The 23,516-nt window shown below is 58.6% G+C and carries 18 protein-coding genes; 4 read left to right on the top strand and 14 right to left on the bottom strand.

Features of this window, described 5'->3' with window-relative positions; genetic code table 11:
• Positions 1-71 precede the first annotated feature (71 nt).
• The 11 genes from paaZ to paaG all read right to left on the bottom strand — a co-directional run bounded on the left by paaZ (position 72) and on the right by paaG (position 11,619).
• The gene (gene paaZ, locus ACESMK_RS06715) at positions 72-2,117 is read right to left on the bottom strand and encodes a phenylacetic acid degradation bifunctional protein PaaZ (protein ID WP_372996524.1); all 2,046 of its coding nucleotides are present in this window, start codon (positions 2,115-2,117) and stop codon (positions 72-74) included.
• Positions 2,118-2,204: 87 nt separating this feature from the next.
• Positions 2,205-3,284 (bottom strand): 1,2-phenylacetyl-CoA epoxidase subunit PaaE, encoded by a 1,080-nt coding sequence (paaE, locus tag ACESMK_RS06710; RefSeq protein ID WP_064228180.1) that lies wholly within the window; start codon positions 3,282-3,284, stop codon positions 2,205-2,207.
• Between the two features lie 13 nt (positions 3,285-3,297).
• The gene (gene paaD / locus ACESMK_RS06705; RefSeq protein WP_372996521.1) at positions 3,298-3,867 is read right to left on the bottom strand and encodes a 1,2-phenylacetyl-CoA epoxidase subunit PaaD; all 570 of its coding nucleotides are present in this window, start codon (positions 3,865-3,867) and stop codon (positions 3,298-3,300) included.
• A complete protein-coding gene (paaC, locus tag ACESMK_RS06700) occupies positions 3,851-4,615 on the bottom strand; it encodes a 1,2-phenylacetyl-CoA epoxidase subunit PaaC (protein ID WP_372996519.1) in 765 nt (254 codons plus the stop codon). Before paaC ends, paaD begins: the two co-directional genes overlap by 17 nt.
• A gap of 12 nt (positions 4,616-4,627) precedes the next feature.
• Positions 4,628-4,909: a 1,2-phenylacetyl-CoA epoxidase subunit PaaB gene (paaB, locus tag ACESMK_RS06695; protein ID WP_014577967.1), complete on the bottom strand. Its 282-nt coding sequence runs from the start codon at positions 4,907-4,909 to the stop codon at positions 4,628-4,630.
• 17 nt (positions 4,910-4,926) lie between these two features.
• Positions 4,927-5,919: a 1,2-phenylacetyl-CoA epoxidase subunit PaaA gene (paaA, locus tag ACESMK_RS06690; protein WP_202347783.1), complete on the bottom strand. Its 993-nt coding sequence runs from the start codon at positions 5,917-5,919 to the stop codon at positions 4,927-4,929.
• A 327-nt stretch (positions 5,920-6,246) separates the two neighbouring features.
• Positions 6,247-7,557: a phenylacetate--CoA ligase PaaK gene (gene paaK / locus ACESMK_RS06685; protein WP_372996517.1), complete on the bottom strand. Its 1,311-nt coding sequence runs from the start codon at positions 7,555-7,557 to the stop codon at positions 6,247-6,249.
• Between the two features lie 59 nt (positions 7,558-7,616).
• Positions 7,617-8,864 (bottom strand): 3-oxoadipyl-CoA thiolase, encoded by a 1,248-nt coding sequence (gene pcaF, locus ACESMK_RS06680; RefSeq protein ID WP_372996516.1) that lies wholly within the window; start codon positions 8,862-8,864, stop codon positions 7,617-7,619.
• The gene (gene paaI, locus ACESMK_RS06675; protein WP_372996514.1) at positions 8,861-9,307 is read right to left on the bottom strand and encodes a hydroxyphenylacetyl-CoA thioesterase PaaI; all 447 of its coding nucleotides are present in this window, start codon (positions 9,305-9,307) and stop codon (positions 8,861-8,863) included. The genes pcaF and paaI overlap by 4 nt, the downstream gene beginning before the upstream one ends.
• Positions 9,304-10,824, bottom strand: a complete 1,521-nt coding sequence (paaH, locus tag ACESMK_RS06670) for a 3-hydroxyacyl-CoA dehydrogenase PaaH (protein ID WP_372996512.1) — start codon at positions 10,822-10,824, stop codon at positions 9,304-9,306. The genes paaI and paaH overlap by 4 nt, the downstream gene beginning before the upstream one ends.
• 3 nt (positions 10,825-10,827) lie before the next feature.
• Positions 10,828-11,619 carry a 2-(1,2-epoxy-1,2-dihydrophenyl)acetyl-CoA isomerase PaaG gene (paaG, locus tag ACESMK_RS06665; RefSeq protein ID WP_372996510.1) on the bottom strand — a complete coding sequence of 264 codons (792 nt, stop codon included), beginning with the start codon at positions 11,617-11,619 and terminating at the stop codon, positions 10,828-10,830.
• Positions 11,620-12,003: 384 nt separating this feature from the next.
• Here paaG and paaY point away from each other — a divergent pair, with 384 nt between their 5' ends.
• A complete protein-coding gene (gene paaY, locus ACESMK_RS06660) occupies positions 12,004-12,603 on the top strand; it encodes a phenylacetic acid degradation protein PaaY (protein WP_372996508.1) in 600 nt (199 codons plus the stop codon).
• A gap of 30 nt (positions 12,604-12,633) precedes the next feature.
• Here paaY and ACESMK_RS06655 read toward each other — a convergent pair whose 3' ends face one another.
• Positions 12,634-13,086 (bottom strand): Lrp/AsnC ligand binding domain-containing protein, encoded by a 453-nt coding sequence (locus ACESMK_RS06655; protein ID WP_372996506.1) that lies wholly within the window; start codon positions 13,084-13,086, stop codon positions 12,634-12,636.
• 159 nt (positions 13,087-13,245) lie between these two features.
• On the opposite strand from ACESMK_RS06655, the gene ACESMK_RS06650 reads away from it, so the two are divergent.
• Complete coding sequence (locus tag ACESMK_RS06650; protein WP_372996504.1) at positions 13,246-16,740, top strand: NAD-glutamate dehydrogenase; 3,495 nt, start codon at positions 13,246-13,248, stop codon at positions 16,738-16,740.
• A 170-nt stretch (positions 16,741-16,910) separates the two neighbouring features.
• Entirely contained in the window at positions 16,911-20,540 is a 3,630-nt protein-coding gene (putA, locus tag ACESMK_RS06645; RefSeq protein ID WP_372996502.1) for a bifunctional proline dehydrogenase/L-glutamate gamma-semialdehyde dehydrogenase PutA, read from the top strand.
• A gap of 99 nt (positions 20,541-20,639) precedes the next feature.
• Here putA and ACESMK_RS06640 read toward each other — a convergent pair whose 3' ends face one another.
• Entirely contained in the window at positions 20,640-21,341 is a 702-nt protein-coding gene (locus ACESMK_RS06640) for a lytic transglycosylase domain-containing protein (protein ID WP_372996500.1), read from the bottom strand.
• A 178-nt stretch (positions 21,342-21,519) separates the two neighbouring features.
• Here ACESMK_RS06640 and ACESMK_RS06635 point away from each other — a divergent pair, with 178 nt between their 5' ends.
• Entirely contained in the window at positions 21,520-22,044 is a 525-nt protein-coding gene (locus tag ACESMK_RS06635; protein WP_372996498.1) for a shikimate kinase, read from the top strand.
• Positions 22,045-22,098: 54 nt separating this feature from the next.
• On the opposite strand, the gene ACESMK_RS06630 is transcribed toward ACESMK_RS06635, so the two are convergent.
• Positions 22,099-23,451, bottom strand: coding sequence for a dicarboxylate/amino acid:cation symporter (locus ACESMK_RS06630; protein WP_372996496.1), 1,353 nt, complete (start codon positions 23,449-23,451; stop codon positions 22,099-22,101).
• Positions 23,452-23,516: the final 65 nt, after the last annotated feature.

Raw genomic sequence — 23,516 nt, 5'->3', positions numbered from 1 at the left:
TGTCCCCCTTTTATTTGCCTGACGCTTCCTCCCTGGGGTCCAGGACAGGGAGAAAGCAGGGAAGCCCGGTGTTACTCGGGCTTCTTGGCAACCAGTGTCAGGATGTCGTAGCTCGCAACCAGCTCGTCGTTCTGGTTGTGAACCTGGACGTCCCATACCACCACACCCTGGGGGTGGCCGTCGGGGGATGTCCGACCCTGATCGATCTTGCGCTTGCAGGTCAGCCGCGCCCGGATGGTGTCTCCCGGGGCAACGGGCTCGATAAACCGCAGAGTGTCCAGGCCGTAGTTCGCCAGAACCGGACCTTCGCCCGGGTCGACAAACAGCCCGGCCGCGGCCGACAGTACGAAGTAGCCATGGGCGATGCGCTTGCCGAACTGGGAATCCCGCGCTGCAATTTCATCAAAGTGCATGTAGAAGTGATCGCCGGACAGGCAACCGAAGTTGACGATGTCGGCTTCGGTCACCGTGCGTCGATGCGTCAGCAGGGACTCGTTGATCTGCAGGTCTTCGAAGTGGCGACGGAACGGATGCACCTGGGTTTCGATGACGTCTGCACCACGCACATATTCGCGGGTGACCGCGGCCAGCATGCTCGGGGAGCCCTGGATGGCGGTGCGCTGGAGGTAATGGTGTACCGCACGGATGCCACCCAGTTCCTCACCACCACCGGCGCGCCCGGGGCCTCCATGCTTGAGCATGGGCAGGGGAGAGCCGTGGCCTGTAGATTCTTTCGCGGCTTCGGCGTCCAGCAGATGCAAACGGCCGTGGAAGGCTGCGAGCAACGGAGCGATTCTGCCGGCAATGGCCGGATCACGGGTGGTCAGGGTGGTGACCAGAGAGCCGCGGCCCTTGGCGCACAAGTCAACCGCATCCTCGATGGTGTCGTAAGGAATCACCGTGGCCACGGGGCCGAACGCCTCAATATCATGAGCGCCACAGCCGTTTTCCGGGTTGCGGCATAGCAACAGGTGGGGCTCGATGAAAGCGCCTTTCTCGGTGCCATCGCCGGTCGGCTTGAAGGTGCCTTCGCCACCGACAACCAGCTCACTGGTCTTGAGCAGTTCCTGGATATTGGCTTTGACATCTTCCAGCTGGTCGATGGAGGCCAGTGCGCCCATACGGACGCCTTCCACGGAAGGGTCGCCGACGGTAACCTTCGCCAGTCGCTCTCTGAGCTTGTCGCAGACTGCGTCCACCTGATCTTTCGGCACCAGGATACGACGGATGGCGGTACATTTCTGGCCGGCCTTGGCCGTCATCTCGCGGCCCACTTCCTTCACGAAGACATCGAATTCTTCGTGCTCGGGGGTCACGTCCGGAGCGAGGATCGCGCTGTTCAGGGAATCCGCCTCGGCGTTGAACGGAATCGAGCGGTTGATAATGTTCGGGTGGTTGCGAAGCTTGCGCGCGGTGGCGGCAGAGCCGGTGAACGTCACCACATCCTGCTCTTCCAGGTGGTCAAACAGGTCGCCGGTGCTGCCGATGATCAGCTGCAGGCTGCCCTCGGGAAGCGCGCCGGATTCGTGCATCAGGCGAACGGCCAGTTCGGTTACATAGCAGGTAGAAGTGGCCGGCTTCACGATAGATGGCATACCCGCGAGGAACGTGGGTGCAAACTTTTCCAGCATGCCCCACACCGGGAAGTTGTAGGCATCAATGTGAACCGCCACGCCACCACGGGGCACCAGGATATGGGTGCCTGCAAAGTGGTTGTTCTTGCCAAGAGGTGTCACCGGACCCTCGTGAACAACATTGCCGGACGGCAGCTCGCGCCGGCCCATGCTGGCGTAGGAGAACAGGGTGCCGAAGCCGCCATCAATATCGATGCCGTTATCACCTTTGGTGGAACCGGTATGCATCGACAGGGCGTAGAGTTCTTTCTTGTGTTCCTGGAGGTACAGGGCCATGGCCTTCAGGGCCAGGGCACGCTCCTGGAAATCCATCGCCATCAGGTTCTTGCCGCCAACCTTGCGGCCATACTCAACGGCGTTCTTGAAATCGAGGGTGTCGTCGTGGGTGTGGGCAACGATCTCGCCATTCACCGCGCTGGGCAGAGCCTTGGCGGGTTTTTCTCCGACCCATTGGCCGGCAATGAAACTTTTCAGGACTGACATGGGAAACTCCATTCGTTTCTGAAACGCGAAGGCAAGCCCCGCTGCTGCGGGACTTGCCTTGCTCGTATCTTGTTTTGGGGGCGGAAACTACATCTCGTCGTAGTCCAGAACCACCTTGTCGCTGATCGGGTAGCACTGGCAGGAAAGCACGTAACCGGCTTCCACCTCGTAGTCTTCCAGAGCAAAGTTCTGGTCCATCTCCACTTCGCCTTCAACCACCTTGGCGCGGCAGGTGGAGCAGACGCCGGCTTTGCACGAATACGGCAGATCGGCGCCTTCTTCGTTGCCTGCATCGAGGATGCTCTTGGTGTCGCGCACCAGCGGGAAGGTCAGGGAGCGGCCATCCGCGATGACGGTCACTTCACTGATCGACTGGGGGTCTACGTGGGCAGGATCCCTGTCTTTCCGGGCCTGGGGTACGCCGCCAGCCGGGGTGAACAGTTCAAAGTGAATCTTGCTTTTTTCCATGCCGTGGTTCAGCAGTGAATCCCGAACGGTCTCGGTCATCAGCTGTGGGCCACAGATGAAGGCCGCGGTCAGTTCTTTGGCGTTAATCCAGTGGTCGAACAGTTTGTCGCACTTCTCGTGATCGATGCGGCCGTTGTACAGATCAATGTCCTGCTCTTCGCGGGTGAAGATGTACACCAGGTTCAGGCGGGACATGTACTCGTTCTTCAGGTCCTGAAGCTCATCACGGAACATGGTGCTGCTGGTGGCCTTGTTGCCGTAGAACAGGGTGACCTCGCTTTTTGGCTCGGTCTCCAGGGTGGTCTTCACGATCGACAGGATCGGGGTGATGCCACTGCCGGCGGCAACGGCCAGGTAGTTGCCTTCACGCTCCGGGTCCAGATCGATGGAGAAATGGCCCTGGGGAGGCATGACTTCCAGGGTCTGACCGGGCTTCAGCTGCTCGTTGGCAAATGTGGAGAAGCGACCGCCGGGAACCTGTTTGACGGCAATGCGCAGTTCCTGATCGTTGACGCTACGGCAGATCGAGTAGGAACGACGAACTTCCTCGCCATCAAGCTTGGTCCGCACGATCAGGTGCTGGCCCTGTTGGTAATGGAACTTGTCTGCCAGATCTTCCGGCACGTCAAAAGCAAGTGATACGGCGTTTCTTGTTTCAGGTCTGACCTCTTTGAGGGTCAGTGAGTAGAATTTGTTCATGATCGTATCGGCTCTAGATGCATTTGAAATAGTCGAAGGGCTCGAGGCATTCCTTGCAACGGTAAAGGGCCTTGCAGGCGGTGGACCCGAACTCGCTGACCCGTTCGGTGTCCTTGCTGCCGCAGTGGGGGCAGGCGATGACCTCCGGCTCCCCCAATAGGCTCATTTTGCTGGAGCTGCCTTCAGGCGGCGCGATGCCGAATGCCCGAAGCTTCTCTTTGCCTTCGTCTGTTATCCAGTCGGTGGTCCAGGCAGGGGTCAGCACCTGTTTGATTTTCGGATCCCGAAAGCCTGCAGCGCGCAGGGCCTCTGCAATCAGTTCCTCAATCAATTCGGTGGCTGGGCAACCGGAGTAGGTCGGGGTCACATCAACGGACAGCTCTTTGCCGTCCCAGTGGACCGCCCGGACAATGCCGAGCTCCACGACACTGACTGCCGGCACTTCAGGGTCTTTGACCTCTTCAAGCAGTGCCCAGATGTCGTCCTCTGTCAGCAGGTCGGGGCGGGCATTTGCCGGCACCCGATCACTGGCTATCAGAATATCGACGGCTGACCGGTTGTCTGTATCACCATGTTGTGGCATCGGGATAGGCCCTCTGCAGGAACTGCATTTCTGCCAGAATGAAACCAAGGTGTTCGGTGTGCTCGCCGTGCTTGCCACCCATGTACATCCAGGCGTCTTCTGCGCCCGGCGTCAGGGTTGCCTGGGTGAGCACCTCGTTGACCATGCCGCGCCAGTCTTTGGCCAGCTGGTCAGGGTCTGGGCCAATGCCGGCCTCGGCTATCACCCGATCCGTGTCGTCCGGAGTGATTAGCTCACCGGTAAAACGCCACAGGATATCGACAGCATCCTGCATGCGGCGGTGGCTTTCTTCGGTGCCATCGCCCAGACGCTTTACCCACTCCGAGGAGCGACGCAAGTGATAGGTCGCCTCTTTCAGGGCCTTGGCGGCAATGCCGGCAATACGCTCGTCGCTGGATTCGGTCAGGCTCTTGAGCGTGAAGTAGTGGTACACGTCGAAGAAGAACTGACGGCCCATGGTGACGGCGTAATCCTCGTTGGGCTGCTCGGTCATCAACAGGTTGCGATATTCATGCGCATCGCGGCGGAATGCCAGTTTGTCGGCATCCCGGCCATCATTAATCAGCTCGGCTGCGTACTCGTACCAGTTGCGGGCCTGGCCAACGAGGTCGAGGGCAACGTTCATCAGTGCCATCTCTTCCTCGAGTGCCGGAGCCTTGCCGCAAAGTTCGCACAGGCGCTGACCCAGGATCATGTCGGAATCTGCCAGGCGCAGCAGGTATTCCTTTAATGCTTCTGCTTGTGTCATGGGTACTGCTCCTTACATGTGTCCGACTTCATCGGGCAGCTTGTAGAAAGAAGCGTGCCGGTAAACCTTGTCTTCCGACGGATCGAAGAGTACTTCCTTCTCATCGGATGCGGAGGCCGTGATAGCGTCGGAGGGAACTACCCAGATGCTCACGCCTTCGTTACGGCGTGTATAAAGGTCACGGGCGTTTTCCATGGCCATCTCGGCGTCTGCGGCATGCACGCTGCCTACGTGTTTATGGTTCAGACCGTGCTTGGACCGTACAAAGACTTCGTAAAGGCGCCATTCAGACATGTTGTATTCCTCCGGTATCAGGCGGCTTGCGCGCGCTGTTTTTGTTTTTCGGCGTAGGCGACGGCCGCTTCACGGACCCAGGCGCCTTCGTCAATTGCGTTCTTGCGAGTTTTGATGCGCTCGCGATTACACGGACCGTTGCCCTTGAGAACGTCGTAGAACTCCTGCCAGTTGATTTCACCGAAATCGTAGTGGCCGGTTTCTTCGTTCCACTTCAGGTCCGGATCCGGTGCGGTGCAGCCAAGGAACTCGAGCTGGGGCACGGTCTGGTCGATGAACATCTGACGCAGTTCGTCGTTGCTCTTGCGCTTGATTTTCCATGCCATGGACTGCTGGGAGTTCGGCGACTCGTCATCGTGCGGGCCGAACATCATCAGGGCCGGCCACCACAAGCGGTTGATAGCGTCCTGCACCATGGCTTTCTGCTCCTCGGTGCCTTCACGCATCATGTCCAGCAGGATCTGGTAACCCTGGCGCTGGTGGAAGCTCTCTTCCTTGCAGATGCGGATCATGGCGCGGGAGTAGGGGCCATAAGAGGTACGCTGCAGCACCACCTGGTTCACGATGGCAGCGCCATCCACCAGCCAGCCAACGGCACCCATATCCGCCCAGTTCAGGGTCGGGTAGTTGAAGATACTGGAGTACTTGGCTTTGCCCTGGTGCAGCTTCTCGATCTCTTCGTCACGGTCAGCGCCCAGGGTTTCCATGGCGCTGTACAGGTACAGGCCGTGGCCCGCTTCGTCCTGAATCTTGGCCATCAACTGGAGTTTGCGCTTGAGCGTGGGCGCGCGGGTTACCCAGTTGCCTTCCGGCAGCATGCCAACCACTTCGGAGTGGGCGTGCTGGGAAATCTGGCGAATCAGGGTCTTCCGGTAGCCTTCCGGCATCCAGTTCTTGGGTTCGATCTTGGTTTCGGCGTCGACCTTTTCCTGAAATTCGCGCTCTTCGGGCGACATCTCTTCTTTGGTCTTCAGGCGCTTGGCGCCGGTTTCAACGAGCTGGGCGTACATAAACAATTACCTCCGGATCGGGCTTGTTGTTCTGTTATCCGTGAACAGAGATCCCTCAGTAACAACTGAAGGCCAATGACTCCATATTATATGATACTGAATAAATATCAAGAACTGTCTTTGTGTGTCATGTTATATCTAAAAGCTTCCTTATGTGATCCTATGGCGCTGATTTTAATAACAAAAAAAGTGATACGTGAGAAAAGGCTATTGAGATCATCGAACGGAAAGCAATTTTAAATCGGTGATTGCGGGGCTTGCAGGTCGGTAAAGGCGCGAGAGTCAGAGGCATCCGTTGCCGGCTGACTCTCCGCTGATCGGTCGGGTTTACTTGTTACGGCGGTCAAAAACGCGTTTGGCTTTGCCTTCCGAGCGAGCCAGGCGATTGGTTTCCACCACCTCGACACGGGTGCTGATGCCGATGTAGGACTTGATGTGATGGGCCAGTTCCTTGGCTGCCGCTGCACGACTCTCGGGGGTGTCGGTTGCGCCCGGTTTCAGCTCGGCACGGATGTCCACGCAGTCCAGGTTGCCATCCTTGTAAACCTCGATCTCGTAGTGCGGCGCCAGGGCCTCGCACTTCAGGACCTGTTCCTCGATCTGGCTCGGGAATACGTTGACACCGCGGATGATCAGCATGTCGTCACTGCGGCCTGTAATCTTGTCGATCCGACGCATCGGACGTGCGGTGCCAGGCAGCAGGCGGGTGAGATCCCGGGTGCGGTAGCGCAGAATCGGTAGTGCCACCTTGGTCAGTGAGGTAAACACCAATTCCCCGTACTCGCCATCCGGCAGCACTTCACCGGTATCCGGGTTGATGATCTCCGGATAGAAGTGATCTTCCCAGATCGTGGGGCCATCTTTCGTTTCAATGCACTCCATGCCCACGCCCGGACCCATGACTTCCGACAGGCCATAGATATCCAGTGCCTCGATACCAAGACGCTCCTCAATCTCGCTGCGCATGGCGTTGGTCCAGGGCTCTGCCCCGAAAATGCCAAGGCGCAGGGGCAGTTTATGGGGATCGATGCCCTGACGCTCCATTTCGTCGGCAATGTTCAGCATGTAGGACGGTGTGACCATGATGATGTCCGGCTCGAAATCCTTGATCAGCTGGACCTGCTTCTCGGTCTGCCCGCCCGACATCGGAATAACCGTGCAGCCCAGACGCTCGGCACCGTAGTGGGCACCAAGACCACCGGTGAACAGGCCGTAGCCGTAGGCCACGTGGACCTTGTCGCCCCGGGAGCCGCCACCGGCCCGGATGGAGCGGGCCACGATATCTGCCCAGGTGTTGATGTCACTCTGGGTGTAGCCAACGACGGTTGGCTTGCCGGTGGTACCACTGGAGGCGTGAACCCGGACCACGTCGGACATGGGCGTTGCAAACATGCCGAACGGGTAGTTGTCCCTCAGGTCCGCCTTGGTGGTGAACGGCACCTTGGCCAGATCTTCCAGGGAATTGATGTCCATCGGCTTCAGGCCGATGTCATCAAAGGCTTTGCGATAGAAGGGCACGTTGGTGTAGGCATGAACAACACTCCAGCGCAGGCGCTGCAGCTGCTCATGGCGCAGCTCATCAATGCTGGCGGTTTCCATGCGGTCAAGTTTGCCAAGTTTTTGCAGTGGTAAGGTCATGATTCTGTCCTGCGTTGTTCTTGTCGAGTAATGGTTTTGTTCTGTTCTGAGCGATAGCCTCAGGCCACCGCATCTGTCCGCTCAATGATCAGGGCAATGCCCTGGCCAACGCCGATGCACATGGTGCACAGGGCGTACCGGGCTTTCTGGCCCGCAGCGTGGCGGCGTTCCAGTTCGTTCAGGGCGGTGGTCACCAACCGGGCTCCGCTCATACCCAGGGGGTGCCCCAGGGCAATGGCGCCACCGTTCGGGTTAACGTGCTCAGCATCATCCGGCAGACCGAGGTCGCGAGTTACCGCCAGGGCCTGGGCTGCGAAGGCTTCGTTCAACTCAATCACATCCATATCCGCCAGTTCCAGACCTGCTGTGGCGAGAACCTTTCGGGTCGCCGGCGCCGGGCCGAAGCCCATGATCCGCGGCTCAACGCCTGCGGTTGACATGGCAACAATCCGGGCACGGGGTTTTAGGTTGTACTGCTTGAGGGCATCGGCTCCGGCCAGGAGCAGTGCGCAGGCGCCGTCATTCACGCCCGACGCATTGCCGGCCGTGACCGTGCCGTTTTCACGGAACGGGGTCGGCAGCGAGGCCAGCTTTTCCAGACTGGTTTCACGAGGATGCTCATCGGTATCCACAACCAGTGGATCCTGCTTGCGGCGGGGGATGGTCACCGGCGTGATTTCGGCCGCCAGCCGGCCTTCCTTCTGGGCAGCGGCAGTGCGCTGCTGGCTGCGGAGGGCGAAGGCGTCCTGATCTTCCCGGGAGATGCCGAAATCGGCCGCGACGTTCTCGGCCGTCTCTGGCATGGAATCAATGCCGTACTGCTTTTTCAGTAGCGGATTCACGAAGCGCCAGCCGATGGTGGTATCGAAAATCTCCGCCTTGCGGCTGAATGCAGACTCGGCCTTGCCCATCACAAAGGGGGCTCGTGACATGGACTCAACGCCGCCGGCAATCATCAGTTGGGTTTCGCCGGTGCGGATGGCCCGGGCGGCACTGCCGACTGCATCCATGCCGGAACCGCACAGACGGTTGATGGTGCTGCCCGGGACGTCTACCGGCAGGCCTGCCAGCAGCAGGGACATACGGGCAACGTCGCGATTGTCTTCACCGGCCTGGTTGGCGCAGCCATAAAGAACGTCATCGACTTTCGACCAGTCCAGGTCCGGATGGCGTTCAGTCAGTGCCTTGAGGGGAATGGCGCCCAGGTCATCTGCACGCACAGCGGAGAGAGCACCGCCGTAACGACCGATGGGGGTGCGGATGGCATCGACGATGTAGGCGTCTTTAAGGGTGTTGTCGGTGCTCATGCAGTTTCCTCCGAATTGCGTACGGTGCCACGAACCTCGTAGGAACGGCCCCGGAACAGGGCAACCTTGCGGCCATCCTGATTGGTTAATGTGATGTCGTAAACGCCGGTGCGGCCGCCGCGGGCCTGCTCTTCGGCGGTGGCGGTGAGCCGGTCGCCCTCTTTGGCGCCGTACATGTAATCAATGCTGCAACCGGAGGCAACGGTGGCCCGGTCGTAGCTGTTACAGGCAAAGGCAAACGCGGAATCGGCCAGGGTAAACAGGTAGCCGCCATGGCAGGAGCCGTGGCCCTGGATCATATCCTCTGTCACGGTCATGGTGATGACCGCCTTGCCCGGGGCGACAGACTCAATGTTCATGCCCAGCTTCTGGCTGGCGCGGTCCCGCGCGAACATGGCCTTGGCGCATTCTTCGGCGAGTACTTGTGGATCCATCTCGCTCATGAATAAAACCCCTTCTGTGCAAATGCGTTCTTCCGGAGCAGCAGGGCAGGGCGATAGCGGTCTTCTGCGTAGCTGTTCTGGATGTTGGTGAGCACCTTGAAGACGTGCCCCGCACCAAGCCGGTCGCTCCAGCTCAGGGGGCCTTCGGGATAGTTCAGGCCGGCTTTCATGGCCAGATCGATATCCGCGACGGTTGCCACACCGTGAAGGGCCGCATCGGCGGCTTCGTTGGCCAACATGGCAACGGTGCGCATGATCACCAGGCCGGGACGATCGGCAATGAGGCTGACGGCAATACCCGCTTTCTGCAGTAAAGCACAGGCGCAGGAAACTGCCGCCTCGGAAGCCTGGTCGGCTGGCGCCAGGGCAAGCCTGGAGGCTTGGCTGTAGTCGAAGGCCAGATCAAACAGCACCAGATTGGAAACGCCATCGCTGGCAGCGCGCTCCGTAGCCATTCGGCCGTCGGTGAGTGCCAGTACCGCATCGCCAAAACGAATCTGTCCCGGACCGTCGCGCTCGACAACCGTCAGGCCGGCAGCTTTGAGGCGTTCCAACAGCGGAGCGGCCACGCCGGGATTGCCTTCGGCAATAACCACGGACTCATCCGATTGCTGTGCCGGCTGTGTCTTTGGCTGGGGCTTTTCGGCGCCCTCGCCATAGGGGTAGAAACCCTGGCCGCTCTTGCGACCCAGACGGCCGGCTTCCACCAGTTCTTTCTGGATCAGCGACGGCAGAAAGCGCGGGTCTTGATAATAGGAGTTGAAGACCGAGTTGGTCACGGCGTAGTTGACGTCATGGCCGATGAGGTCGGTCAGCTCAAAGGCACCCATCCGGAACTGGCCGGCTTCGCGGATAATGGCATCCAGCGTGGCGGCGTCGGTGGCCTGTTCCTGCAGCAGGCGCAGGCTTTCCGCGTAAAACGGGCGGGCCACGCGGTTCACGATAAAGCCGGGAGTCGAGGTCGCGTACACCGGTTTCTTGCCCCAGGCGGTTGCCGTGGCATGAACGGTATCGGCGACGGCCTGGCTGGTCGCCAGCCCCTTGACGACTTCTACCAGGGCCATGAGGGGCGCCGGGTTGAAGAAGTGCATGCCTACCAGGCGCTCGGGTTTGTTCATTTGAGCGCCGAGGGCGGTCACAGAGATGGAGGAGGTATTGGTGGCGAGGATCGCATCCCCGGCACACAGGTTCTCGAGGTTTGCCAGCAGCTGACGCTTGATCTGGAGATCCTCGATGATGGCCTCGATCACCAGCCCGGCATCGGCGACATCATCCAGGTTTGCAACCGGGTGAATTCGGCCAATAACCGCGTCCAGCTCTTGCTGCTGCATCTTGCCCTTGTCGACACGGCGCTGAAGCTGTTTGGCAATACCGTCACGGCCGGCTTCCGCCGCGCCCTCTCTCTGATCGTGCAGGTAAACCTGGTGGCCAGCCTGTGCGGCCACCTGGGCAATGCCAGAGCCCATGGCTCCGGCGCCGACGACGGCAACTTTGGTTTGGGTATCCAGTGCCGGCATGGCTTATTTCCCCTTGAAGTTCGGCGTGCGTTTTTCCATGAAGGCGGCAACGCCTTCGCGGTAGTCCTCGGTCTGCCCGGCCATGCGCTGAAGATCGCGCTCCAGATTGATCTGCTCTTCAAAGGTGTTGCTGGCGCTGGCGTGCAGTGCCCGTTTGATCAGTGCAAGGCCCTTGGTGGGTTGGGTTGCGAAATGACGGGCAAGTTTCATGGTTTCTTCCATGAGCTGCTCGTTATCGACACAGCGCCAGATCATGCCCCAGCTTTCGGCCTGTTCGGCGCTGATCTTGTCACCCAGCAATGCCATTCCCTTGGCCCGGGCCATTCCGGCCACGCGGGGTAGGGTCCAGGTGCCGCCAGAATCGGGCACCAGCCCCAGCTTGCAGAAAGCCTGAACGAAATTGGCAGAGCGGGCTGCGAGGGTAATATCGCAGGCCAGGGCGATATTGGCGCCGGCTCCGGCCGCCACACCGTTCACGGCACAGAGTACGGGCATCGGTAGATCCCGGAGGCTGCGCATCAGCGGGTTGTAGTAGTTTTCCAGGGAAGCGCCCAGATCCGGCATTTCCTGATCCGGTGAGACGCTGCGATCGGAAAGGTCCTGCCCCGCACAAAAGCCCCGGCCGGAGCCGGTGATGACCAGTACACGGACAGACTCATCCTTGCGCACGGTGCTGATGGCCTCGCGCATGCGTTCGTGCATTTCGACATTGAAACTGTTCAGGTTGTCCGGACGGTTCAGGGTAAGCAGAGCCACGCCCTGATCGATTTCAAGAAGAATGCTCGGCTGAGTCATGGCGTTGTTGTCCTGTTGTTTGTTGTAGGAAATAGCGTGAAAGGTGTCTCGGATCGGCACGGTGCTATCGATTGTGGAAAATGAGTATATCTTAGAATTGATACTCGTCAAGGATTGTGCTGGCTAGGTTTTGTATCACTTTGGTCGGGTGTGATCGTCTGCCGTTTCTACGTCTTTGAAAAATCGATGAAAAGTTATGTCTGGTCTGACGTTGGTCGAAGAATGGCGGCAAATTGGGCCGCTGAAACCGCTGCCAGGCTATGAAAAAACTTCCGGAAAAGGATAATGTGATACAGAAAATGAATCACAATGACGTTTCGGGTCCCACATTTCAGGCCGTTGTATAGCGGTTCGCTGCAGGACCCGGCTAACGAGGAGATCCCTATGCCCAGTTACAGTATAGAAGGCGTTGTGCCTGTTGTTCACCCGTCCGCCTATGTGCATCCCACGGCTGTTCTGATCGGCGATGTCTGGATTGGGCCGGATTGCTACGTGGGTCCGGCGGCTTCGTTACGTGCCGATTTCGGACGGATCGTTCTCAAGCAGGGCTCCAATGTTCAGGACACTTGCGTGATGCATGCCTTTCCTGGAATGGACACTGTCGTTGAAAAGAATGGTCATGTCGGTCACGGCGCGATTCTTCACGGCTGCATTGTCGGCGAAGATGCCATGGTGGGAATGAATGCGGTGGTGATGGATGAGGCCCACATTGCCCCCCGTTCCATCGTGGGCGCCTGCGCCTTCGTAAAGGCAAAATTTACCTGTGAGCCAGGCTCGCTGATCGTTGGCTCCCCCGCCAAGGTGATGCGGATGCTCAGTGACAAGGAAATTGCCTGGAAGAAGAAGGGGACTGAGGAATACCAGCGATTGACGCTCCGGTCCCTCGCCAGCCTTGAGGAAGTTCAGCCGTTGGCGGAAGCCGAGCCTGACAGGGCCCGGGTGGATGCAAGCGGTTACAAGCCCAAGTACGAGCAATCCGAGTGACAACCGGCCCCGGAGTGTGAGGGAGTGGTCTTACAATCCGGCGTCCTTGACGTTTTCCATAACCACGAAGGTGCTGGTTTGCAGCACATGGGGCAGGGCCGAAATCTCCTCCCCCAGAACCTGCCGGTATTCCTGCATGTTGCGGGTCCTGACTTTCAACAGATAATCGAAGTTGCCGGCAATCATGTGGCATTGCTCCACCGCCGAGACATTCTGGACGGCCTTGTTGAAGGCTGAGAGAGCGCCGCTGCTGGTGTCATTCAAAGTGACCTGGGCAAAGGCAATATGGCTGAGGCCCAGTTTGGTCTGGTTTACCAGCGCCGTATACCCGGTTATGAATCCATGTTCTTCAAGCCGGCGCATCCGCACCTGGCAGGGGGTTTTGGAAAGGCCCACCCGGGATGCAAGTTCGGTTACCGTGATGCGGGAGTTCTTCTGCAACTCGCGGATAATGGATTGGTCTATTCGATCCAATTCGGCCATGTTGTCGGTTCCAGGCTGGATTAACGGCTAAATCATCTGGCAAATATAATCGAAATTCCTCTATTTCGAAACTATATGGTCAAAGCGACTTTCCGGGCTTGCGTATACTGTTGTATGCATCAGCCCAGTTTGAACGTCTAAAAAGACCGGAGAGTTTCGATGACCGATTCCCGCGCATTACAAAAACAAACCCTGCTGGAACAGCTTGCCGATGTCCTCGAGAGTCAGACATCTGAGAGCGACGATTCCCTTGAGCTGCGGGAGATCGTTGCCCGGATGATGGAGGAGTCCCGATCCTGGGACGACGACTTGCATGGTGAACTGGTTCGGAGATACGGCGATTCCGTTGGCGGGCGCTATGCCCAGGTATTCAGTGGTGGATTTCCCTCGGCCTATCGGGCCCGGTTTCCGGTTTTGGAGGCCCTTGCCGATATTGAGCAGATCCAGTCGATTGCAGTCAGTACCGATGTGCCCATGCGGTTTTACCAGCCCCGCGACCCGGCCGAGACGGGATTTCATTTCAAGCTTTACAGCGAAGGTCAGCCGGTTGTTCTTTCAGATGTTATCCCGATTCTGGAAAACCTGGGAATGCGGGTTTTGGGTGAGCATCCCTACCGGGTCCGTCGCCGGGACGGCGAAACCTTCGGGGTCAGTGATTTTACTGTGGAGCTCCACGATCGCTGCCGGGCGGCCGATCTGGGTACTGCCAGGCCGTTGATCCAGTCGGCGTTCCGGGAAATCTGGAATGGCTTTGCCGAAAACGATGACTTTAACCAGCTGATCATGTTGTGTGGCCTCGGCTGGCGTGAAGTGGCGCTGATCAGGGCTTATGCTCGTTACATCAAGCAGCTTCGGTTCGGGTTCAGTCAACCTTTCATTGCGGAAACCCTGGCCCGTCATCCGGACATCACCTCACGACTCGTTGCTTTCTTCTTCAGTCGTTTCGAGCCCAATATCAAAGGACGAAAGGGAAAGGTCGAAAAGCTGGAAACAGAGCTTCGGGATTCCCTGGAAGCCGTGGCAAGCCTGGACGACGATCGGATTCTCCGGCGCTTTTTTATGATCATCCGGGCAACACTTCGAACCAACTACTTTCAGGTTCGGGAAGACGGCGGGTACCCGTCCTACCTGTCGCTCAAGCTGGATCCGTCGTCTATTCCCGATATTCCGCGCCCGACGCCGAAATTCGAGATCTTCGTCTACTCGCCCCGGATTGAAGGTGTGCACCTGCGCTCCGGGCCGGTGGCCAGGGGCGGGCTCCGTTGGTCTGACCGGATTGAGGACTACCGCACCGAGATTCTTGGTCTGGTGAAAGCCCAGCAGGTCAAGAACTCGGTGATCGTTCCCGCAGGCGCCAAGGGTGGTTTCGTGGTAAAGCAACCGCCACGGGACGGCTCGCGTGAGGCTTTGCGGGAAGAGGGGGTCGCCTGCTATCAGACTTTTATAAGAGGGCTGCTGGATATTACAGATAATCTCGATGACGGAGAGGTGGTGCCCCCGAGCAATGTGGTTCGATACGACGGCGATGATACCTACCTTGTGGTGGCCGCTGACAAAGGCACGGCCACGTTTTCCGATATCGCCAACACACTGGCGGCGGAGTACCGCTTCTGGCTGGGGGATGCGTTTGCCTCTGGCGGCAGTGAGGGTTATGACCACAAAAAAATGGGCATCACCGCCCGGGGCGCCTGGGAGTCGGTAAAACGGCATTTCCTGGAAAAAGGCACGGATACCCAGGCGGAGGAATTCACCGTGGTTGGTATCGGCGACATGGGAGGCGATGTGTTTGGCAACGGCATGCTGCTCTCGGACCGCATTCGCCTGGTCGGCGCGTTCAACCACCAGCACATTTTTGTGGACCCGAGTCCGGATGCCGCTGCGTCATTTCGTGAGCGACAGCGACTCTTCAGCCTGCCCGGCTCATCCTGGGCCGATTATGATACCGGGTTGATCAGCGACGGCGGCGGAGTGTTCTCGCGTTCCGCGAAGTCTATTCCGGTGTCAGCGCAGATGCGAAAGGTGCTGGGCATAAAGGCCCGGACCCTGTCGCCAGCGGACCTGATCAGCGCCCTGCTGAAAGCGCCCGTGGACATGCTGTGGAATGGTGGCATTGGCACCTATGTAAAATCGCCCTCGGAGTCCCACGAAGACGTGGGCGACAAGACCAATGACGCTCTGCGCATCGACAGTACCGAGCTGCGCTGCAAGGTGCTGGGGGAGGGCGGCAATCTGGGGGTTACCCAGAGGGCGCGGATCGACTTCGCCCGGCGCGGTGGCTCGGCCAACAGTGACTTTATTGACAACGCCGGCGGTGTCGATTGCTCAGACCACGAAGTTAACATCAAGATTCTGCTCAATGATCTGGTGCATCGGCAATTGATGTCGCTCCCCGAGCGCAACGGAATGCTCAGGGCCATGACTCCGGAAGTCGCAGAGCTGGTGTTGCGGAACAACTACCGGCAGGCCATGGCGCTCAGCCTGGCCCGGAATCCTGCGGTTGCCACTGCAGACCAGTACGAGCGGCTGATGCGACGGCTGGAAGCCGAGGGCAAGCTTGACCGCGGTCTCGAATTTCTGCCTTCCGACGAAGAGATGCAGGCTCGCCGGGATCGAGGGGCGGGCCTGACCCGGCCGGAGCTGGCGGTCCTGGTGTCGTACGCCAAAATTGAGCTCAAACAGGCGCTGGTTGCTTCTCCTATCGTGCATGACGCGCGGTTTAACTCTGCTCTGCACTCGGCTTTCCCGTCCTCCTTGCTGGCTGCCTTCCCTGAAGCCGTCGAGGCCCATCCCCTGCGGGCCGAAATCTCGGCGACACAGATTGCCAACGACATGGTGAATCGCATGGGCATCACCTGGTTCGACCGTATCCGCAGTGCGACAGGGGCAGATGCTGGTCGCATTGCCTCTGCCTATTTGATCTCCCTGCGAATCCATGACGTAGACGCCCACTGGGAGGCCATAGAATCACTGGATGGGAAAATCAGCGCCGGTGTTCAGGCGGAATTGTTTGCCGACGCCATCCGGCTGGTCACCCGGAGCACAAGCTGGCTGTTGCAGAACCGCCGACAGGCCTTGGACCCGGTTTCCTGCATTGATCACTATCGGGCGCCACTGGCCGATGTTCTGGCCTCGAAAAGCCGTCTCGAATCGGTGATTCCTGCAAGTCGCTGGCATGAACGCTATGCTGAATACTGTGAGCGGAAGGTTCCGGAGGATCTGTCAGCCTGGTGCGCGTCCGCAGAAAGCCGTTACTGGCTGATGGATATGATCGAAATCGCCCGCCAGTTGGGCCAGGACCTGGAGTCTGTGGCCTGGGTCTACTTCAGCCTCGGTGAGAGCCTGAATCTGACCTGGCTGGACCGTCAGATGCGTGCGTTCCGGGCGAGTGGTCATTGGCAGGTGCTGGCGACCATTCATTTCAGGGACGAGTTGGATCATCAGTTGCGGAACCTCACATTCAGTGTGTTGTCGGAGCCCGTGACAGGTGAGGGAACGCCTGAAAAGCGTCTTGAGGCCTGGCGCGAGGACAAACGCAGGTTGCTGGGCCGTTGGGAGAGGATGCTGAGCGACATGCAGGCCAGTAACGAGGTGGATTGTGCTGTTTTCTCGGTGGCTCACGGAGTCCTCAGAGAGTTGGCGTTGAAAGCCGCATAGCAGTATGAGAGCAGGCAAAGTGACCGTAGATTACGATTTTCGGAGAAATTTATTAAATTCTGATGAGCTAAAAAAGACGTAATGGCGTGCCTGCCTGCATTTTATAGAGAAATTGTCTTTGTTGATCTCGGTAGAATGCCGGAGAGACAAACAACTAAGAGGGTACAACTATGAGACCGCAGCAATCACAGACGCCCGAGCTTGTCGATAGCCGGCAGGCGATTCGTGATTATTATCTCGCTGACGAGCACAAGGTGATCCACGAGATGATTGCGGGTGCCCAGTTGTCCCAGGCAGAGCGCGACGCCATTTCTGCTCGTGCGGCCGAACTGGTGCGCAGTGTTCGCAAGAATGCCAAGTCCACCATCATGGAGAAATTCCTGGCGGAGTATGGCCTGACCACCAAGGAAGGCGTGGCCCTGATGTGCCTGGCAGAGGCGCTGTTGCGGGTGCCTGACAACACGACCATTCATGAACTGATCGAGGACAAGATCACCTCCGGCGCATGGGCTGCCCATGTGGGCAAGGCGTCGTCTGGCCTTATCAACACGGCCACGGTCGCCCTCCTGATGACCAGCAACCTGCTGAAGGACTCGGAGCGCAATACCGTGGGAGAAACCCTGCGCAAGCTGCTCAAACGCTTTGGCGAGCCGGTCATCCGTACCGTTGCCGGCCAGGCCATGAAAGAGATGGGGCGTCAGTTTGTGCTGGGCCGTGATATCGATGAAGCCCAGGACGAAGCCAAAGAGTACATGGCGAAGGGCTATACCTATTCCTACGACATGCTGGGCGAGGCTGCCCGTACGGATGATGACGCCAAGCGTTATTACGACTCCTATTCCAATGCCATCGATAGTATTGCCAAGGCGAGTAAGGGCGATGTCCGCAAGAACCCCGGCATCTCTGTAAAGCTCTCTGCCCTGCTGGCCCGCTACGAATACGGCAACAAAGAGCGGGTGATGAACGAACTGCTGCCCCGGGCCCGCGAGTTGGTCAAAAAGGCAGCCGCCGCCAATATGGGCTTCAACATTGACGCGGAGGAGCAGGATCGTCTGGATCTTTCCCTTGATGTGATCGAAGCACTGGTTGCAGACCCCGAGCTTGCCAACTGGGACGGCTTTGGCGTGGTGGTCCAGGCCTACGGCAAGCGTTCATCGTTCGTTATCGACTGGCTCTACGGTCTGGCTGAAAAATACGATCGCAAGTTCATGGTACGGCTGGTGAAAGGCGCCTACTGGGATGCCGAGATCAAACGTGCCCAGGTAATGGGCCTGGACGGCTTCCCCGTGTTCACTCGCAAGGCCTGTAGCGACGTGTCGTTCCTGTCCTGCGCCACCAAACTGTTGAACATGACGAACCGGATTTATCCGCAGTTCGCCACCCACAACGCCCATTCGGTATCCGCCATTCTGGAGATGGCGAAGACCAAAGGTGTCGACAATTATGAGTTCCAGCGTCTGCACGGCATGGGTGAATCCCTGCACAATGAAGTTCTGAAGGTCAGTGGCGTGCCCTGTCGCATCTATGCGCCTGTTGGCCCACACAAGGATCTGCTGGCATACCTGGTGCGTCGCCTGCTGGAGAACGGCGCTAACAGCTCTTTCGTCAATCAGATTGTGGACACCAGCATTACGCCTGAGGAGATCGCCAAGGATCCGATTGTCAGCGTTGAACAGATGGGAAATAACATTTCCAGCAAGGCGATCGTGCATCCCTTCAAGCTGTTTGGTGAGCAACGCCGTAACTCCAAGGGCTGGGACATTACCGACCCGGTCACGGTCAACGAAATCGAGAAAGGCCGCGGAGCCTACAAAGACTATCGCTGGAAGGGCGGCCCGCTGATATCTGGTGAAGTGGCAGGCACAGAGGTACAAGTGGTGCGAAATCCCGCTGACCCGGACGATCTGGTGGGGCATGTTACCCAGGCTTCCGACGCTGACGTGGACACCGCGATTACTGCCGCCGCGGCCGCTTTCAAGAGCTGGTCCCAGAAGTCCGCTGAAGAGCGCGCAGCTTGCGTTCGCAAGGTTGGCGACCTTTACGAGGAGAATGTCGACGAGCTGTTTGCACTGACCACCCGTGAAGCGGGCAAGTCTCTGCTGGACGCCGTTGCCGAAATCCGTGAGGCGGTGGATTTTGCCCAGTATTACGCCAACGAGGCTATCCGTTACAAGGACAGCGGCGACGCCCGCGGTGTGATGTGTTGTATCTCGCCGTGGAACTTCCCGCTGGCGATTTTCACCGGCCAGATCCTGGCGAACCTCGCAGCCGGAAATACGGTCGTTGCCAAACCCGCTGAACAGACCTCCTTGCTTGCGTTTCGGGCGGTCGAGCTGATGCATCAGGCGGGCATCCCGACCGATGCCATTCAGCTGCTGCCGGGCACAGGTGCAACCGTGGGTGCCGCACTGACCTCCGATTCACGTGTTAGTGGCGTCTGCTTCACCGGCTCTACCGCCACCGCTCAGCGCATCAACAAGGTAATGACCGAAAATATGGCGCCAGATGCGCCGCTGGTGGCAGAAACTGGCGGCCTGAACGCCATGATTGTGGATTCCACGGCACTTCCAGAGCAGGTGGTTCGCGATGTGCTCGCCTCTTCTTTCCAGAGCGCCGGCCAACGCTGTTCTGCCCTGCGCATGCTCTATGTGCAGAAAGACATTGCTGACGGTCTTCTGGAAATGCTGTATGGCGCCATGGAAGAATTGGGCATCGGTGATCCCTGGCTGCTGTCCACCGATGTGGGGCCGGTGATCGATGAAAACGCCCGCAAGAAGATCGTTGATCATTGCGAGAAATTCGAGCGCAATGGCAAGCTCCTGAAGAAGCTGAAGGTCCCCGAGAAAGGGTTGTTTGTTTCGCCGGCGGTTCTCAGCGTTAGCGGTATCGAAGAGCTTGAAGAGGAAATCTTCGGCCCGGTACTGCATGTGGCCACGTTCGACGCGAAAAACATCGACAAGGTGGTGGATGACATCAACGCGAAGGGCTACGGCTTGACCTTTGGTATCCACAGCCGTGTTGATCGGCGGGTTGAGCGTATTACCAGCCGTATCAAGGTGGGTAACACCTATGTGAACCGAAACCAGATCGGCGCAATCGTGGGCTCCCAGCCTTTCGGTGGTGAAGGCCTCTCGGGCACCGGGCCTAAGGCTGGCGGTCCACAGTATGTTCGTCGTTTCCTGAAAGGTGAAACGGTCGAGCGGGAAGCGGATTCCAGCGCGAAGAAGGTGGATGCCAAGCAGCTGCAGAAGCTGATCGGCCAGTTGGACAAACTGAACTCGCCGAAGCCAGAAGCCCGTATGGAAGCACTCAAGCCCATTTTCGGGGACGTTCCAGCGCCTCTGGACGCTCATGTGGAGGAGTTGCCGGGGCCAACAGGCGAGACCAACCGTCTGTCCAACCATGCCCGTGGCGTTGTGCTCTGCCTGGGACCGGATAAGGAAACCGCCCTGGAGCAGGCCGGCACAGCGTTGTCCCAGGGCAACAAAGTGGTGGTGATTGCGCCGGGTACTCAGGATACGGTCGACAAGGCTGCCAAGGCCGGGTTGCCGATCACTGGCGCAGAGGGTCTTCTGGAGCCTGACGCTCTCGCGACGGTCGACGGTTTCGAAGCGGTGGTTAGCTGTGGTGTTCAGTCGCTGCTCAAGGAATACCGTGAGGCGCTGGCGAAGCGTGACGGTGCGTTGCTGCCACTGATTACCGAGCACACACTGGATCAGCGGTACGTGATCGAGCGTCACCTGTGTGTCGATACGACCGCAGCGGGCGGCAACGCCAGCCTGATTGCCGCTTCCGAATAAGCGGAGGCAATCCGTTACAGCCGCGCCCGGTATCAGTTTGCCCTGATACCGGGCGCGGCTGTTTTCAGAGAATGGTGAAACCGCAGTCGTCTGGCCCTGTTACAACGCAGCGTAACGCTCGTGAAGGATGCCAACCCTTTCAACATAGGCCTTTGTTTCGGCGTAGGGCGGCACGCCCCGGTATCGGCTGACGGCGCCGGGGCCGGCGTTGTAGGCGGCGGTGGCCAACCGGATGTCTCCATTGAATCGGTCAAGCATCTTGGCCAGATAATGGACGCCGCCACGGATATTCTCGGCGGCAGCCAGCGCATTACGCACTCCCAGCTCTTCAGCCGTACCCGGCATCAGTTGCATCAGCCCTTGTGCGCCCACCGGAGAAAGGGCTTTTTCATTGAAAGCGGACTCCGCGTGGATAACCGCGCGCACGAGCGCGGGATCCACGCCGTATTCTTGTGCCGCGGTCTGGATCTCGGAGTGGTATGGTTTGGTGAAAAGCGGTGTTTTGCGCCAGTCTACGCTGGACTCCGGGTCGCAGGCGTAGCAGTGGAACCGGATAACTTCGAACTCCGCACTGGCAGGCTGGACGCTGCTGTAAGCGACGACACCGTCGTCATTGGTATAACGGTAGACCGTATCGTTGCCGGTGGATGCCCGGGGCTGGCTTGCACTCTTTACGTTGGTGTACTCGACGGTCCCATCCGGATGCACAATACGCTTGATGCTGTCCGCCAGGGTGGGTGCCGACAGAGCAAACAAAAGAGCTGCGATGGATGGGATCAGTGGTGATCTGCCGATAGTCATTACTCACTCGCGAAAAGTGTCACCAATGGCCGGCTTGAGGGGATCGCCAAAAGCCGCTTTTCCCGGATTATACGGGCTTGTACGGCGGAATAAAGCGCGCGCTCTGTCGTAAAAATGTTACGTTCTGCCTTTATTGTCGGCCAGTTCTCATTCTCCAGAGAGGTCACTCACAAGCATCATGTCTAATCAGACCGACCCAGGAAACCTCGTTCTCATTGGTATGCCCGGCAGTGGCAAGAGCACGGTGGGTGTTCTGCTGGCCAAACGCCTGGGCCTGGGGTTTGTCGATACCGATCTGCTGATCCAGGAAGAAGCCGGCCGCACCCTCCAGGCTATTGTAGACCAGGACGGCTACGAAGCCCTGAGACAAATTGAAGAACAGGTGCTTCTGAAGCTTGACGTAACGCACAAGGTTATAAGCACCGGGGGCAGCGCGGTCTATAGTGCCCGTGCCATGGAACACCTCAAAAGCAACGGTACCGTGATTTTCCTCGACATTCCGCTTGATCTGGTTATCGAACGCATCGGTGACCACAGTATGCGAGGTATTTCCAGGAGGCCGGATCAGTCACTCCAGGCGCTGTTCGAAGAAAGGTTCGACTTGTATTCCCGGTATGCGGATCTGAGCGTTAAAGGCGCCGGCCTGAATCAGGATCAGGTCTGTGAGGCGGTGGTAGAGCGCCTCTTTTCAGATCAGCCGTGAGTTCTCACTGGATTCCACTTCAAATTCCGGTTCGCGGCCGGTGTCCCAATGTTACTAGGGCTCCTTGGGGAGCGGTTCGTCAGGCAGCCTCTTCCCCGACCAGTTCTCCATCAAACGGCAAGTGACCAGATCGCCCGTGACGTTGATAGCGGTACGGCACATATCCAGAATTCGATCCACACCCATAATCAGAGCAATACCGCTGGGCGGAATGCCCACCGTCTGCAACACCATGGCCAGGATGACGATGCCTACCCCGGGCGTGGCCGGAGAGCCGATAGACGCCCCGACCGCCATCGCCACCACCAGCGCCATGCTACCCATGCTGAGGTCAATACCGTAAACCTGCGCCAGAAAGATGGTCGCGACAGCCTGATAGAGTGCCGTGCCGTTCATGTTGATGGTAGCGCCGAGTGGAATGACAAACTGGGAGACCGACGGCCGGACACCCAGCTTGTCTTCTGCGGTTCGAATGGACAGGGGCATGACAGCCGCGGAACTGGATGTTGAAAAAGCGAGCAGCAATACGTCCCGGCTGTCTTTCAGAAAGCGCAGGGGAGACTGGCCCGCCAGGAATTTCAGTATCAGCATGTAGAACCCAAGCAGTACCAGCAGCCCGGCAATGACAGTTGCCACATAGGAGGCCATACCCAGCATTGCCCGAAACCCGAGGGTGGTTGTCAGTTGGGCCATAAGGCCAAACACGGCAATGGGGGCCAGTCGCATGGCCCAGCGCACGACGGTCATACAGATTTGCTGCAGCGAATCGAGCAAATCCAGCATTGGCCGGGATTTTTCCGGGGCCATACTAACCAGGGCAATACCAATTATGATGGAAAAGATCACCACCTGAAGCATCTGGCCCTCAACCATGGCATCGAGAGGGTTGCCGGGCAGGAGTCCGATCAGGGTTTTGGGGAGTTCGTCCACACCGGGCATGGAGGCAACGGGGACGTTGTTTTCTCCGGATGCCGCAGGCGCTGCCAGGCCAGACATCATTCGTCCCGGGTTGATAAGGTTGCCGATCCAGAGGCCAATCGATGCGGCGATAGCGGTGGTTATCACAAAGAAACCGGTAACTCTCAGCCCCAGCTTGCGCAACTGATCCAGGTCTTCGCTGGCCGCGAGCCCGCGCACCACCGAGGCAATTACCAGGGGAATCACGATCATTTGTATGGTGGCAAGGAACAATTGCCCCGGGAAGGCGAGCCAGTTACCAATCAGGGTACCTGTTTCGGGCTCCACAAGCCCGACTGAGGGGCCCAGAAGGGTTCCTGTTACCAGCCCAAGGAACATGCCGATCAGGACCTTCAGCCAGAGTTTTCCTTGCACCAGTCCCGAAAGGTAGCTGCTCAGATGGCGCAGTGGCCGGGGATAAAGCGTGCTTGTCTGGTTCGCCATTGGCATGAATCGTCCGTGTTTCCAGGAATTGCGTCAAGAACAGCATAGTTCATGGGGCCGCAGGCGCGCTG

The sequence above is a fragment of the Marinobacter sp. genome (assembly GCF_041687235.1).
In the GTDB taxonomy this organism is placed as follows: domain Bacteria; phylum Pseudomonadota; class Gammaproteobacteria; order Pseudomonadales; family Oleiphilaceae; genus Marinobacter.
The sequence above is the reverse complement of the archived record's forward strand: the minus strand, read 5'-3'. Positions and strand labels throughout refer to the sequence as shown.

Excerpts from the sequence above, each read along its gene's own strand:
- paaZ (WP_372996524.1), bottom strand. The coding sequence starts at position 2,117 with ATGTCAGTCCTGAAAAGTTTCATTGCCGGCCAATGGGTCGGAGAAAAA.
- paaE (WP_064228180.1), bottom strand. The coding sequence starts at position 3,284 with ATGAACAAATTCTACTCACTGACCCTCAAAGAGGTCAGACCTGAAACA.
- paaD (WP_372996521.1), bottom strand. The coding sequence starts at position 3,867 with ATGCCACAACATGGTGATACAGACAACCGGTCAGCCGTCGATATTCTG.
- paaC (WP_372996519.1), bottom strand. The coding sequence starts at position 4,615 with ATGACACAAGCAGAAGCATTAAAGGAATACCTGCTGCGCCTGGCAGAT.
- paaB (WP_014577967.1), bottom strand. The coding sequence starts at position 4,909 with ATGTCTGAATGGCGCCTTTACGAAGTCTTTGTACGGTCCAAGCACGGT.
- paaA (WP_202347783.1), bottom strand. The coding sequence starts at position 5,919 with ATGTACGCCCAGCTCGTTGAAACCGGCGCCAAGCGCCTGAAGACCAAA.
- paaK (WP_372996517.1), bottom strand. The coding sequence starts at position 7,557 with ATGACCTTACCACTGCAAAAACTTGGCAAACTTGACCGCATGGAAACC.
- pcaF (WP_372996516.1), bottom strand. The coding sequence starts at position 8,864 with ATGAGCACCGACAACACCCTTAAAGACGCCTACATCGTCGATGCCATC.
- paaI (WP_372996514.1), bottom strand. The coding sequence starts at position 9,307 with ATGAGCGAGATGGATCCACAAGTACTCGCCGAAGAATGCGCCAAGGCC.
- paaH (WP_372996512.1), bottom strand. The coding sequence starts at position 10,824 with ATGCCGGCACTGGATACCCAAACCAAAGTTGCCGTCGTCGGCGCCGGA.
- paaG (WP_372996510.1), bottom strand. The coding sequence starts at position 11,619 with ATGACTCAGCCGAGCATTCTTCTTGAAATCGATCAGGGCGTGGCTCTG.
- paaY (WP_372996508.1), top strand. The coding sequence starts at position 12,004 with ATGCCCAGTTACAGTATAGAAGGCGTTGTGCCTGTTGTTCACCCGTCC.
- ACESMK_RS06655 (WP_372996506.1), bottom strand. The coding sequence starts at position 13,086 with ATGGCCGAATTGGATCGAATAGACCAATCCATTATCCGCGAGTTGCAG.
- ACESMK_RS06650 (WP_372996504.1), top strand. The coding sequence starts at position 13,246 with ATGACCGATTCCCGCGCATTACAAAAACAAACCCTGCTGGAACAGCTT.
- putA (WP_372996502.1), top strand. The coding sequence starts at position 16,911 with ATGAGACCGCAGCAATCACAGACGCCCGAGCTTGTCGATAGCCGGCAG.
- ACESMK_RS06640 (WP_372996500.1), bottom strand. The coding sequence starts at position 21,341 with ATGACTATCGGCAGATCACCACTGATCCCATCCATCGCAGCTCTTTTG.
- ACESMK_RS06635 (WP_372996498.1), top strand. The coding sequence starts at position 21,520 with ATGTCTAATCAGACCGACCCAGGAAACCTCGTTCTCATTGGTATGCCC.
- ACESMK_RS06630 (WP_372996496.1), bottom strand. The coding sequence starts at position 23,451 with ATGCCAATGGCGAACCAGACAAGCACGCTTTATCCCCGGCCACTGCGC.